10 protein-coding genes are annotated in these 14,231 nt (G+C 48.2%); 7 read left to right on the top strand and 3 right to left on the bottom strand.

Features of this window, described 5'->3' with window-relative positions:
- Nucleotides 1–182: 182 nt before the first annotated feature.
- From PSI06_RS19535 to cadR, 3 genes are read right to left on the bottom strand one after another with little or no spacing between them, the layout of a single operon-like run.
- On the bottom strand, nt 183–3,182 hold the full coding sequence (locus tag PSI06_RS19535) for a Tn3 family transposase (RefSeq protein WP_018416681.1): 3,000 nt from the start codon (nt 3,180–3,182) through the stop codon (nt 183–185).
- 31 nt (nt 3,183–3,213) lie between these two features.
- The gene (locus PSI06_RS19530; RefSeq protein ID WP_018416680.1) at nt 3,214–4,458 is read right to left on the bottom strand and encodes a site-specific integrase; all 1,245 of its coding nucleotides are present in this window, start codon (nt 4,456–4,458) and stop codon (nt 3,214–3,216) included.
- Nucleotides 4,459–4,469: 11 nt separating this feature from the next.
- Nucleotides 4,470–4,886 (bottom strand): Cd(II)/Pb(II)-responsive transcriptional regulator, encoded by a 417-nt coding sequence (cadR, locus tag PSI06_RS19525; protein WP_018416679.1) that lies wholly within the window; start codon nt 4,884–4,886, stop codon nt 4,470–4,472.
- A gap of 74 nt (nt 4,887–4,960) precedes the next feature.
- Between cadR and PSI06_RS19520 the strand changes: the two genes are divergently transcribed.
- The 7 genes from PSI06_RS19520 (at nt 4,961) to PSI06_RS19490 (ending at nt 14,115) form a co-directional block, all read left to right on the top strand.
- Nucleotides 4,961–6,232, top strand: coding sequence for a TolC family protein (locus tag PSI06_RS19520; protein ID WP_026225222.1), 1,272 nt, complete (start codon nt 4,961–4,963; stop codon nt 6,230–6,232).
- Between the two features lie 48 nt (nt 6,233–6,280).
- Complete coding sequence (locus tag PSI06_RS19515; RefSeq protein ID WP_273605059.1) at nt 6,281–6,547, top strand: hypothetical protein; 267 nt, start codon at nt 6,281–6,283, stop codon at nt 6,545–6,547.
- Complete coding sequence (locus tag PSI06_RS19510) at nt 6,547–7,626, top strand: efflux RND transporter periplasmic adaptor subunit (protein WP_026225221.1); 1,080 nt, start codon at nt 6,547–6,549, stop codon at nt 7,624–7,626. The genes PSI06_RS19515 and PSI06_RS19510 overlap by 1 nt, the downstream gene beginning before the upstream one ends.
- A gap of 12 nt (nt 7,627–7,638) precedes the next feature.
- Nucleotides 7,639–10,755 (top strand): efflux RND transporter permease subunit, encoded by a 3,117-nt coding sequence (locus PSI06_RS19505; protein WP_018416674.1) that lies wholly within the window; start codon nt 7,639–7,641, stop codon nt 10,753–10,755.
- A 74-nt stretch (nt 10,756–10,829) separates the two neighbouring features.
- Nucleotides 10,830–11,729 carry a cation diffusion facilitator family transporter gene (locus tag PSI06_RS19500; RefSeq protein WP_018416673.1) on the top strand — a complete coding sequence of 300 codons (900 nt, stop codon included), beginning with the start codon at nt 10,830–10,832 and terminating at the stop codon, nt 11,727–11,729.
- A 122-nt stretch (nt 11,730–11,851) separates the two neighbouring features.
- Nucleotides 11,852–13,753, top strand: a complete 1,902-nt coding sequence (locus tag PSI06_RS19495) for a cytochrome c/FTR1 family iron permease (protein WP_273605058.1) — start codon at nt 11,852–11,854, stop codon at nt 13,751–13,753.
- Between the two features lie 89 nt (nt 13,754–13,842).
- Nucleotides 13,843–14,115, top strand: a complete 273-nt coding sequence (locus PSI06_RS19490; RefSeq protein ID WP_369128031.1) for a YnfA family protein — start codon at nt 13,843–13,845, stop codon at nt 14,113–14,115.
- Nucleotides 14,116–14,231 lie beyond the last annotated feature (116 nt).

Here is a 14,231-nt window from a genome sequence, read left to right as displayed (position 1 = left end):
GAAATTACGAAGCCAATCGTGGATGATTAAGCTTGGAAACGAAAGTAACCCACAGCTGGAGGCTATATAATACAAAGCCTGTAGCATTCTATGTTACTTTAGAGGGGAAAATCCCTAGAACCCCATTCTGGAAAAATTCGCCAAAATGACGTTAACATATTGATATTAATGGTTTTTTACGTTTATTCTGGTTCCAGTATCTTGATCCCAAAATCCAACGGCGGAACCTCTCTTTCCATGTCCAGATTGTAGTCACCAAAGCGATTGATATTGGAATTTCGGTATGGTGAGAGCCCATTCAGTAGCTCTTTGTTGATTACCACACCCTCTCTCGACAAGCCCTTCAGAACATGTGTCATTTTTTCCACGTTGTAGAGGATCACCATGTTCGCGACAAGCTGGTTGTATTTAACGATTTTCCTTTGCTCATGGCGGACGTTTTCAGCAATGATGCCTTCCCCTCCAAAGAAAAGCCATTTGATAAAACCGTTAAATTCCTCACTTTTATTGGTGGCTGACTGAATGGTTTTTCGAAGCTCAATTTCATCGATATAGCGCAATAAAAAGAGAGTTCTTATCGCCTTTCCCAGCTCCTTAAAAGCCAAATACAACTTGTTTCTACGACTGTAAGTTCCGAGTCGTCGCAAGATAGTCGAAGCTGTAATCTTGCCCTTTTTAATTGAGATGACCACACGTAACATATCTCGAAGGTGCCGCTCGATTAATTTGAAATCGATACTCCCGGCAAACAAGGACTCAATATTTTTGTAACGATAGCGATTGTCCGGCCTGAAAAGCAGCAAATCCTGAATGTTGCGAATTCTAGGCATAAGGTTTATACCCAGCAAGTGCGATAGACCAAACACTGGATAACTTTGGGCTTGCGTATCGCCGTGTAAAGTGTCGGGTTGAATGTCGGATTTGTTGTTCATCAGGCCATCGAGAATATACACCGCTTCGTAGACACCGCACGGAATAAAATGGCTGAACAAAGCAATGTAGGTATCGGAAACATGGTAGTAGCCAATACCACCATAACCGCCATAGCGAATATGGTACTCCGTTAACAGGTTCTGTTCATACAAGTCCCACATCGTCCCATCAGCTGACGCGTGCTTCCCGCTGCCCCAGTATTTAGGCAGATCAAATTTATTGTAAGCGTTAACGACCTGGGTGATCGCTTTGTCCAAACGATCTTCGGAAGCATGTCTAAGATTGAGCCAAGCAACTTGTTTACGGCTCATATTCTTCACAGACTTGGCCGTTTGAACAGGTCCAAGATTGCAGCCATAACAAAATAACGTGGTGATGAAGCGCTTTTCTGGTTCATCAATACGCAATTCATTACCTGACAGCGGCCCAAATAGTTTATGCAGACCAAGCCACTTTTCCGTGTCGGTCAGGATGTCAGTGATGCTCACTTCGGGAAGATTTTCCGTAATCAGAGCATCGAGCTTTTGCAGTTCGGCCTGTGGTTGTTCACTCCTTATTGGGCTGATCGACAGTTTGCCCTCTTTAATCGATGCGTGAAGGTTGGATGGAAATCGCTCGTCTACCCGCTTTGATCGTTCTGTCAGCTCCTTCTTTAAGTTTGAAACAAACAAATTCGCATCATTCAGCGGCATTTCTACTTGTTCACTATAATCGCATAATTCTTCATCCAAAGTTTCATCATCGACCAGCTGCTCTCTATAGTCATCAAATTCGGCACTGAATGGAATAAACAAATCACCTGAAGAGAGTTCATGTTTTATATGTAACAACAACCAGAGTTCTAGGTATTTTCTATGGAAAAGTCGTTCAGCTTCTCCGGCGTCATTCTTCGTGTTTGACAAGATCAACTTACGCCATTTTTCTGTGAGCCTAGTGGTATCGAATGGCTCCGGCAAATGCTGGTTCAGCGCCTCTTCGTTGATAAATTCGGATCGAGTACTGCGCAAGCTCTTTAGCAAATTGAGTAGTGACGTGCCGCTGGTATCACTGGACGTCGATTGCAAATCCAATATATCCAGGCAATTGAAAAGCAAAGCGCGTTTCTGCCGGTAATTGCTCAACATGAAGGGGTAATAATTGTTTCCGGCGTAGGCGATGTGCTGATTGCATCGATCTATCAGCGAACTGGCGTCTTCGCCCAAGACACTACCAATTGCTTGCAGCTTAGTTGATTTTTCAGAATCTTGATCGTACGCGATAAGAACGTCTCGAAATTTTGCGATCAAGGTATCAATTTGCTTTTGGTGCTCCAAAATGTATTTATTCAGTGCAGCTTGTGCGCTGGCCTCCATACTTCGCAGCATTTTGATATAAAGATTGGCTACATCATCCAAGGCTTTGCTGTGTTGTTGGCGAATTAATATTACAGCAAGTGCATAACGCTTGTTGACTTTGAGTCGCGCCATTTCGGGGGCGGTTAACGAACGAGCCTCCAGGGCAAACTGACTGTATTTCGCGACAGGAACATCGACTTCGGGGAGGGTTTCACCTAAAGTTTGAAGCCAATGAACATGTTGAAGATAGCTTCGAACTTCTTTGTTACCCGGCTTTTTGGGTTCACGTTTGAGGATATTCCAGGCACTGTAAGCGCCATCGGAAGGATTCAATAATTCATCAATTTTTTGTTTGGCTTCCGGCGATAGGTTTCGGCCAATCTCACGAAAACATTCCTCATTGACTTTATTCCTCGCTGCACGAGCGATTCGTTTGAGTACTGTAAATCCCGGCAGCTCGTAATGGTGACGCGCCAACTCCTCAAGCATTACGTTGATGATGTCCGCGAGCATTTCCTTGGTCTCTGACGCGTGTTCAGCAATTTGAGCGAGCCACGGCTGGTCGCTTAAACCGAATGGCTTTATGCCGAGATATTCCCTCAATTGCTGTTGCTGACGTGATCGAGACCCAGATCGATCATAGTCTTTAAGCTGTTTAAGAGTAATTGGCCGTTTGATACCTATGGCGTCAAGCACATGTTTCATGATCGAGGGTGACGCTGAGGCCAGGGGCACAAAGTAACCGAGTCGCTGAAGTAATTTCAGATTCAGAATGAGGCCGAAACGTAAGATCGGCTTTTTTTCCGAAGCGATCAGTTTTAATTCTTCTGGTGTTGGGGTGTAATACTCCTTGAGTTCTTTATCGGTGATGGTGCTGCGCAGTCGTGGATAGGCGGTTTCATGCAGACTGCTCATATCTTAAATTGCCTTTAAAAACGGGGGTTTGTTAATCCCAGTGTTTATTGGTGCGAGGATCGTAAATGCTTACCTCTAGCATGCATTGATTCGCTGACGCGATCTGGTGCATTTGATGAAGCAGTTCATCCAGAATTTCATCCAGTAAATCACCATCAATATACTCCACCGTAATTTCGTACTTCCTTCCTTCTGAATCGATCTTTTTCATCGCCCACGGTGACAAGCAATGCCGTTCGATCAAATTTTTTGCTTTTTCAGTACGCTTGGACAGCTTGCTATAAGGTTCGAGAATAAGAAGAACTTCCAAAAGCGATTGTAGGGGTTGTTGTTCGTCTCGTTCGATCGGCACAGATACCTTTCCAGTTCCACTACGATACTGAGAAAATGGATCGGGTGCGTCAATGTAACGTATTGCCGATTGCACATCTTTCCAACCCACGTATTCCATCAGGGATTTCGTGTCCCAGCCCTGCGCATTAGCCCAGGTGGCAAAACCTCTTCGCAGCGAGTGACTGCTAAACAGGTTGGCCTCGTCAATCTCGGCTCGCGAACAGCACTGCTTAATGATGCCGATGATGCTGGCGGGATGCAGTGCGCCTTCGGATAATTGCCCCCACCGATTAATCGAACGAAAGACTGGTCCGCTTTTTAATTGCGCCGCGCTCATCCAATCCAAATAGGCTTCGACCGGGCAGAGTTGTTGCAATGCGGGTGCCTTATATCGTCGACCTAAACGGGAATGATCACCTTTGCTGCGGGGTACAAATATTTCCATTCCTTTCCCTGAATCGGCCTGAATATGCTCCACACAGAGACGGGCTAATTCGTCACTGCGAAAAGCTCTCCAGAAACCGATCAGCAATAAGGCTTTATCTCTGATCGATTGCAACGCTACTTTTGGCGAGCCAGTTGTAATAAAACCGTCAAAAGAATTCACCAGCTGCGTTAGCTGGTCGAGCTGAATCGGTTTAGCTTGCTTTTGAACAACCGGGTGCAATTCGGCGATGCCCTTTAACACTTTTTTCACATGCGGTGCTTTGGTGGGATCGGGAAAGCCCTGATCAAGATGCCAAGCCGCTAAACCGGCTAGCCGCTGACGTAGCGTATTTACAGACAAGGTTTTTGCATAATCCGCCAAATAGCGAGCCACACTATCGGCCGTAGCGGGGAGAAAACCACCCCATTGGCACTCGAAATGCTCGACAGCCGCACGGTAACTTAAACGGGTATTCTCACGTGTTGCCGCTCGCACATATTGGTCAACGTCTGTCACGTTTATTTCCTTTAAATACGTGTAGACGAGCGCTGAGGTCTTGGCGACAACTCACCCAATATGCCGCACTGATCGACAGACCTCGCATTGCCACATTTAAGTCGTAGCTTTCTGAGGTCGCCATGAAGATTTTGTAAATCCTCGATGCGCGACTCCACAACCAGTAAGTGCATATCAATCATCTCATTTACCGCTTCGCATGGGGTGCTTGGTGAATGTTGTAACGATATTAGGCGTTTAATCTCACTTAATGTCAGGTCCAGTGCACGGCAGTTCTTGATGAAGGCCAGTTTTTCTAATGCAACTGCGTTATACACCCGGAAGTTCCCTTCGGTACGTTCAGGTGCCGAGATTAAGCCTTCTTTCTCGTAGTAGCGAATTGTCTGGATCGAACAGCCGCTGAGTTTTGCGAGCTCGCCAATTTTCATAGACTTTCACCTTGACTCTATAGTTACTATAGAGTGTAACCTTGCGGAATTACGACTTACATTAGGACTTATCCATGCGATATACCACTTTTAACAGGTGTCTTAAGCCCTGTGTGTGGCTTGCGTTTTTACTTTGCAATTTGACCATCACTGCGAACGCAGCTGACATAGATGCCACGCTAACCTTGAACAAGGCGCTAACTCGAACGTTGGCGCACAATCCACACCTTTATCAATACCGCTTCACCCAAGAAGCGTTGAATGCTCAACGGCAAACCAGTGCCTTACGGCCAGCGATGGGGCTGGAGCTGGAGGTCGAAAACTTTGCTGGATCGGGCAGCAACGAGGGATTTGATTCAGCGGAAACCACTCTGGCTTTGTCTTCAGTGATCGAACTGGGCGGGAAACGTCAAGCTCGTCTTTCCTACGCGAACGCCCGCATCAATCAAGCGGAATGGGAACAGCAAGCCGCCACACTGGATGTACTGGGGGAACTTACTGCGATCTACGTGGAAGGTTTGGCAACCCAGGCCAATATGCAGCTGGCCGAGGAGTCGCTGGAGCTATCCCAATCATTGCTGAGGACCGTGAAAGCGCGCTCGAAACAGGGAGCCACACCGGAGGCGGAAGTCATGCGTGCCCAAGCTGCCGTCGCGCGGGCCGAAATCCGTCTAGCTGCGCTGGTGGAACAGCTCGAACGCCAAAAAGTCCAGTTGTCGCGGTTTTGGGGTGATACCTCTTCCGCGTTCACCAAGCTGGAGGGCAGCTTGTTTGAGTTTGGTCCTAACCAGAGCTTCGAGCAGCTGTATGCACGGGTGAAGACATCACCGGCTATCCAAGTATTTGCAAGTGAGGCGCGAATAAAGGACGCGCAAGTGACGCTGGCACGGGCTGGCGGACGCAGTGATCTCACCTGGAGAGCGGGCATCAAACGCTTTGAAGAGACAGGCGATTCAGCGTTTACCGCAGGCCTCTCCATTCCTTTGTTTTCCAATAAACGCAGTAGTGGCGAAGTGAAAGCCGCTCTAGCAAACCGCAATGCGGTGGATTATGCCCGCCAAGATCTGCTTTTACGCTTACATGCTCAACTTTTTGAGGCCTATTCGCTGAGAAAGCAAAGTATCGAAGCGGCCAATAAAACCCAAAATGTGGTGATTCCGGCACTGGAAAACGCACTCAAACTGACCCGCGAAGCTTACGAAAATGGACGCTACCGATATCTGGATTTGATCGCCGCCCAAGAAGAATTGCTTGCAACCAAACAGGCGCGTATCGATGCGGCATCGACAGCACTCATCAGTCAAGCACTGATAGAAAAGCTGTCCAGCGAAGCCCTTAATCAATAATTCAACCCATTTTATTCAGGTTTGACCACCGTCAGGCCTCAGGAATTTATGACCATGAAAAATTTAATTATCTCAGTAATCACAGTGTTAACCCTTGTTTTAAGTACTTACCTCTATGCGGCTGACGATCACAAACACGATCATCAGCATGAAGAAAGTGACAACCATAAAAAACACCACGTAGAGGGTGATCACAAGCAACATGGCGACCATGTAGATCACGAAGAGACGTCCAAAGACGATCACAACGAGGATCATAAGCACGGTGATCATGCTGAAGACAAAGAAAATAAAAAAAATAAAGGAGATAAATAATGAAAGGATTAACGACGTTGTTTTTTCAGTTAGCCTCTAAAAACAAAGCCATTGTCTTCGGCGTGCTGTTTGCACCGACTGTCCTGTTAGGCACATTAAGCGCTCGGGCGGAAGATGGCCACGACCATGAACATGAAGCTACCGAACAGCATGCACCGCATCATAAAGAGGGTGACCATGAAGAGCACGAGGATCATGTTGATCACGATGACGACGGTCACGATCATGATGAGCGTGGTCATGGTAGCGAAGAGGATGAGCACGGGCACGAAGAGGAGAACAGCAGCCGTATTGATGGCGAGATGGCTAGACAAGTGGGCATCGTCACTGCGAGAGCAGACTCTCAAGAACTTCACCAAACGATCACCGTTTACGGTGTGCTGGTCTCAGCACCAGAACAACTGAGCCATGTACGCGCCCGCTTCGAGGGTTTAGTCAAGTCGGTTCAGTTCACCATAGGCGATCGCGTAAAAACCGGCGAGGTGTTGGCAGAAATTGAATCCAATGAAAGCCTCAAGACCTACAAAATTCGCTCGCCAATTTCAGGTCGCATTGTGCAACGCCACGCCAATACCGGAGAAGTAACCCAAGATCAAATTCTGTTTTCAATTGCCAATTTTGACACCGTATGGGCCGAGCTGCGCGTATATCCCGCACAGCAGTCCTCAGTTACCGAAGGTCAATCCGTTCATGTATTGACGACTAATGGGAACATTGAATCCGAGGTAAACCATGTTGTGCCATCAATGGACTCCCCTTATCAGTTGGCACGTGTCAAGCTGGATAACAGCAAACAGTCTTTATCCCCTGGGCTCATGATAGAGGCACAGGTAGAAGTCGGTCGCTTTACCGTGTCTCTGGCCGTTGCGAAGGATGCAGTGCAAACTTTGGGTGGCCGCCAGGGCGTTTTTGTTAAGCAAGGTAATGAATATACCTTTACCCCGCTTGTACTGGGTCGGCAGGACGATCACTTCTATGAAGCTATCGATGGGCTTAAATCGGGTGACGAATACGTCAGCGAAAACAGCTATTTGATTAAAGCCGATATCGAAAAATCCGAAGCTGAACACGAACACTAAAAGGGGCGCATCATGATTGATTCACTTTTGCGTCTCGCTATTGAGCGGCGCTTACTGATTTTATGTTTTATTTTTCTCATCGTTGGCGTAGGTGTGTGGAGTTATCAAAAACTCCCGATTGACGCGGTACCCGATATCACCAATGTACAGGTACAAATTAATACCGCAGCACCGGGCTATTCACCGTTGGAGTCAGAGCAGCGTATTACCTATCCCGTGGAAACCGCTTTGGCCGGCTTGCCGAACCTTTCGTATACGCGATCGCTTTCCCGTTATGGCTTGTCCCAGGTCACCGTGGTGTTTGAGGAAGGCACGGACATTTACTTTGCTCGCAACTTAATTAACGCCAGACTCGGAGCGATTAAAAGCGTCTTACCGCCTGGGCTTGAACCGGAAATGGGACCTATTTCTACCGGCTTGGGTGAGATCTTTATGTACACCGTACAAGCTAGCCCCGGTGCCCGCATGGCCAATGGTGAACCCTATACCGCCACAGCATTGCGAGAAATCCAGGACTGGATTATCAAACCTCAGCTCGCTCAGGTGAAAGGTGTCATCGAGGTCAACAGCATTGGTGGCTACAACAAGCAATACCACGTAATGCCCGACCCCACGAAACTACTGCTTTATAAAGTCAGCGTTGAAGACGTCGTACAAGCATTACAGGCCAACAATGATAACCGCGGAGCGGGCTATATCGAAACAAACGGTCAGCAACTGTTGGTACGCTCACCCGGCCAGCTCGAAACGGTCGACGATATTGGCAATGTGATCATATCCGAACAGGGTACCGTGCCGATCAAGGTCAAAGATGTCGCCGAGATTGGGATTGGAAAAGAGCTGCGCACTGGTGCCGCAACGCGAGATGGCAACGAAACGGTATTGGGTACCGCCATGATGCTGATCGGGGCCAATTCACGAACCGTTGCTCAAGATGTGGCGAGCAAGCTCATTGATATACAAGCCTCGTTACCGGAAGGCGTGGTGGCTGAAGCCGTCTATGATCGTACCGCTTTGGTCGACAAAGCCATTGCCACTGTGTCTAAAAACCTGATGGAAGGTGCGCTGCTGGTTATCGTGGTGCTATTCCTTTTATTAGGTAATTTCCGAGCGGCTTTGATTACCGCAGCGGTCATTCCGCTGGCTATGTTGATGACCATCACCGGCATGGTAAAAACGGGCGTATCAGCCAATCTGATGAGCCTGGGTGCGCTCGATTTTGGCTTGATCGTCGACGGCGCGGTCATTATCGTTGAGAACTGCGTTCGTCGTCTGGCCGAGAATCAACATAAAAACGGTCGGCAGGATTTACGTGAACGATTGAATACCGTTTTTGATGCAACATCGGAAGTGATTCGCCCCAGCTTATTTGGCGTGGCCATTATTACCATTGTCTACATCCCGATTTTCAGTCTGACCGGTGTTGAAGGCAAGATGTTCCATCCGATGGCGGCAACCGTGGTGATGGCGCTATTGTCGGCCATGGTGCTTTCGTTAACGGTGGTGCCTGCGGCTGTTGCCGTGTTCATGAATGGCAAAATCAGTGAAAAAGAAAGCATTGTTATCAGCAAAGCAAAATGGGCCTATCAACCCCTGCTCAAACTTGCGCTGAAGTTTCGCTGGGCCGTCGTCGGCTTTGCCTCTGTGCTCGTGGTGTTTTGTTTATGGTTGGCATCCACTCTTGGCTCTGAGTTCATCCCCCAGCTGAACGAAGGTGACATTGCGCTGCACGCCATGCGTATACCAGGTACCGGTTTGGAGCAAGCCGTGGAAATGCAAGAAATTCTGGAGCGGAGAATCAAAGCCTTTCCTGAGGTGGATAAAGTTTTTGCGCGAATCGGCACAGCGGAAGTGGCCACAGACCCCATGCCGCCCAACGTTGCCGATAATTTTGTGACACTTTTACCACGTAGCGAATGGCCCGATCCCACGAAAACCAAAGGCGAACTTGTTGAGGAAATGGAGCGTGCATTGGAGGAGCTGCCGGGGAACAACTATGAGTTCACGCAGCCCATTCAAATGCGTTTCAATGAATTGATCTCGGGTGTGCGCGCGGATTTGGGCATCAAGGTTTTCGGTGATGACCTGGATCAACTTGTCATCACAGCAAACGACATTCTTAAGGTCGTCAATTCGATTGACGGCGCAGCGGATGCTCGAGTTGAACAAGTCACGGGCTTGCCGACACTTTCCGTTATCCCGAATCGCACTGCTCTGGGTCGCTACGGATTGAATGTGGCGGACCTTCAGGATTGGGTGTCCGCGGCCATCGGCGGTGAATCCGCCGGAATTATTTATGAAGGAGACCGGCGTTTCGAATTGGTTGTGCGTTTGCCGGAAACAACCCGTCGCGATATCGACCGTTTGAAATTTTTACCAGTGCCACTCACTAATGGCGGTTATGTTCCCCTGGAAGAAGTCGCAACTTTGGATATCTCACCGGCACCAGCACAAATCAGCCGTGAGAATGGTAAGCGCCGCGTCGTGGTCACCGCTAATGTACGAGGTCGTGATCTGGGTAGCTTTGTAAAAGAGGTGCAAGCCAGCATTCGTGAAAAAGCCGATATTCCGCCGGGTTATTGGCTGGACTATGGTGGCACGTTTGAGCAACTGGAGTCTGCCAGTAAGCGTTTGTCCATCGTGGTGCCGCTAACGCTATTGGTAATCTTGGGGCTATTGGTAATGGCCTTCGCATCTGTGAAGGATGCATTGATTGTTTTCAGTGGCGTGCCGCTCGCATTAACGGGTGGTGTCGTGTCGCTCTATTTACGGGATATGCCGCTGTCGATATCCGCAGGGATTGGATTTATCGCGCTCTCCGGGGTAGCTGTACTTAACGGCTTGGTGATGCTGGCCTTTATTCGCCAACTCTGGCATGAAACTGGGGATTTAACCAACTCAATTATCGACGGGGCGATGATTCGATTGCGCCCAGTATTGATGACTGCCTTGGTAGCAAGTCTTGGCTTTGTGCCGATGGCTTTGAACACCGGTACCGGCGCGGAAGTTCAACGACCACTCGCAACGGTTGTTATCGGAGGCATTATTTCTTCAACGATTCTAACGCTGTTAGTCTTGCCCGTACTGTATCAGTGGGTACATCGCAGGGAGAAAAAAATTAAAAAATAATCGTCTGGCCCCGGTGAAAACCGGGGTCAATTCCGTTTTCACGTTAATACCACAGATACACCGCTGGAGGGGCAATGCATTCTCATTCACACGACGACAGTAGCAGCGCAAGAATCGGCTGGGCATTTTTTCTCAATGTCGGATTTACAATCATTGAGTTTATTGGTGGCATACTGACCAACAGTACCGCGATTATGGCAGATGCGGTTCACGACCTTGGAGACAGTCTTTCTATTGGGCTGGCCTGGGTGCTGGCAAAGCTAGGAAAAAAACCGGCTTCCAGTTCATTTTCTTACGGCTATAAACGCTTATCGTTATTAGGCTCACTCATCAACGGTATCGTCCTTGTCGCCGGTTCATGCTGGGTGTTATTTCAATCCATTCCTCGACTCTTCAATCCGGAAATGCCCGTGACAGAAGGCATGCTCGCACTGTCTATTTTTGGTATAGCCGTGAATGGATTCGCCGCATTTAAACTCAGCAAAGGAAAAACGCTCAACGAGAAAGTCCTTAACTGGCATTTGTTAGAGGACGTATTGGGATGGGTAGCGGTATTTATAGTATCTATTGTTTTAATGTTTGTTGAGTGGCCAATACTCGACCCGATTTTAGCGATCGGTTTCACCTTGTTTATTCTGGTGAATGTCATCAAGAATGTGGGCGCTACATTAAAGCTGTTTTTACAGGGTGTACCTGATCAAACCATTGCCGAAAAAATTGAAGGGAAGCTAAAGAACATCCCTGAATTTAAACATTTTCACCATTTGCATTTGTGGTCGCTGGATGGAGAAAGCCATGTATTAACGGTTCATATTGAACTCGAAGCAGACGTATCACTGGAGGATCAACGAAATTTAAAACGTCGCCTGTCGGATGCGCTGGCTGAGTTTGAGTTAAGCCACACAACGGTCGAGTTTGAACTTTGCGATGAGCCTTGCCGGGATGAATTGAACGCAGAGCACGTTCATGAGTAGTACTCAATCGATCGGTGCTTACGGATTCAACTAATCTCCGGGGGGATGTTGACTCTATACTAACTATAGATTTTATAATCGAGAGTGATTCTCATTCTTTATCTATGCTTCGAGGTTGTACCGTGCCTTTTTCCCAGCTTTGTACGTTTAAAATTCATTTGGCCGTCTTGCTATTACTCTCTTTGTATACGGTCAATAGCATCGCCGACACATCAATTCCAGACTATCGGCAAATGGCTCAGCTCGCCGAATACGTGGGCGTGGATTATCCGGAAGCGGTGGACAACGGTGAGGTCATTAATAACGGGGAGTATCAGGAAATGCTGGAGTTCTCCAGCATCCTGGTAGAGCAGGCAAAGTCCTCAGGGGTAAACACGTTGATATCCAAGGCGCAGATGCTGGAAACCGCGATTCTCGAAAAGCAATCGCCTGTTGTGATACAACAATTGTGCAGCCAGTTTCGCTCTGACCTGCTGGAACACATGCCGCAGACTGCACTGACTCAGCAACTTTTGCCAATGACTGAAACCCAATCCCTGTTTCAATCGCATTGTTCCGCGTGTCACGGCACCCAAGGAAAAGGCAATGGTCCTGCAAGCGCTGGGCTGGAGCCGCCACCAACGGATTTCACCGACAGAGCACGTGCCTTAAATCGTTCCATTCTCGGACTATACGATGCTATTTCGAATGGCATCGACGAGACCGCCATGGTGGCTTACGAGCAATTGAGTGAACAACAACGCTGGTCGCTGGCATTCTATGCCGGGAGTTTGGCTTTTGAAGGTAAATCAGGAGTAATCGCAAGTACACCTGGTTTGACTCTCGAGAGATTAATAAACCATAGCCCAAGCCAATTGGCTAACGGGGATAGCAATACGCTAGAAAAAGTTGCGCAACTGCGTGCTTCACCCCAGGCGCTTTTTTCGTCCTCACGGTCGCCGCTGGGCATCGCCAGAAACCAGTTATTGGCAGCTCGCACAGCCTATGAAAACAGTCAATTTGAGGAGGCAAATCGACTGGCGGTAAGCGCCTACCTGGACGGGTTTGAGTTGGTGGAAAACAGCCTGGATACACGAGACCAGGATCTTAGAAAGCAAATTGAAGCCAACATGATGGCGCTGAGAAAACAGTTCCGAAACACCGCAGATCGCGAGCAACTTGAAACGAGTTTGAACACCACTCTCGCTCAACTCGATAGCGCTGAACAACTGTTGTCTGCAGACGCCTTATCCGACGCGACCTTGTTTAGCGCAAGTTTAATTATTTTGTTACGAGAAGGTTTGGAGGCGTTGCTGGTCACACTCGCACTTGCGATGGTGTTAATACGTTCTGATCGAGGAGATGCCCTCAAATACGTGCACGCCGGTTGGGTAAGCGCGCTTGTAGCCGGTGGAATAACCTGGTGGGCCGCTCGCTCATTTATCAGTATTAGCGGAGCAAGTCGAGAAGTCATGGAAGGTGTGGCCGCTCTCGCCGCCGCCCTGGTGTTATTTTATGTTGGCGTTTGGATGCATAGCAAAACTCATGCAACCCAATGGCAATCCTACATTCAAAAACACGTTACCGAGCGTTTAAAAGCGGGGACACTCTGGGGCATTGCAGGGTTAGCATTTGTCGCCGTTTACCGAGAAGTTTTTGAAACGGTGTTGTTTTATGAAGCCCTGTTAACACAATCATTACCGGCGCAAACACCCACCATACTCAGCGGATTCGTGGTTGGCACGCTTTGTTTGTCTGTGATTGCGTGGGCGATGGTGCGCTACTCGATCAAACTTCCGATTGGTCGCTTCTTTTCCGTGACTACCTATTTACTCGTAGGGTTATCATTTGTATTGATAGGCAAAGGAGTAATTGCCTTACAAGAGGCCGCAATCATCGGAATTTCACCACTACCTATTTCTTTTGAGGTTGATTGGATTGGGTTGAAATCCACTTGGCAAAGTTTGTTCGGTCAATTCACGGTTGTCGTACTATTTGCTGTCTTTACGATACATTCCAGATTTTCGAGCGTGCAGAGGACTTGATTGTATTTATTTACGACACGAGTTCAGGGCCGCGCTGTACCGTATTCGATGATGCTGCCCAACTGACAAAATCCCGGAGTAAATAACGTATGCTTTTGATGAAAACTGCTGGCCTTTTCGTGCTCACCGCGATTGCGGAAATCGTAGGATGTTTTTTGCCTTATCTCTGGCTGCGCAAGGAAGGCTCTGTGTGGCTTCTGTTGCCCGCCGCATTAAGCCTTGGACTGTTTGTTTGGTTGCTGACATTGCATCCCGCTGCCAGTGGTCGCGTATATGCGGCCTATGGTGGGGTTTACGTTGCTACAGCGTTAGTCTGGCTTCGTGCCGTTGATGGAGTGAAGCTTTCCTCTATGGGGTTCTAGGGATTTTCCCCTCTAAAGTAACATAGAACGCTACAGGTATTATATTATATGGTCTGTGGCGGTGGGTTACCTTCCAATATTCTGCCATCTTATATAAACACCATCAATCATATTGG

The sequence above is a fragment of the Pseudoalteromonas sp. GABNS16E genome, assembly GCF_028598715.1.
Lineage (GTDB): Bacteria > Pseudomonadota > Gammaproteobacteria > Enterobacterales > Alteromonadaceae > Pseudoalteromonas > Pseudoalteromonas atlantica.
Note: the sequence above shows the minus strand (reverse complement) of the source record. Positions and strands in the feature narration are given on the sequence as shown.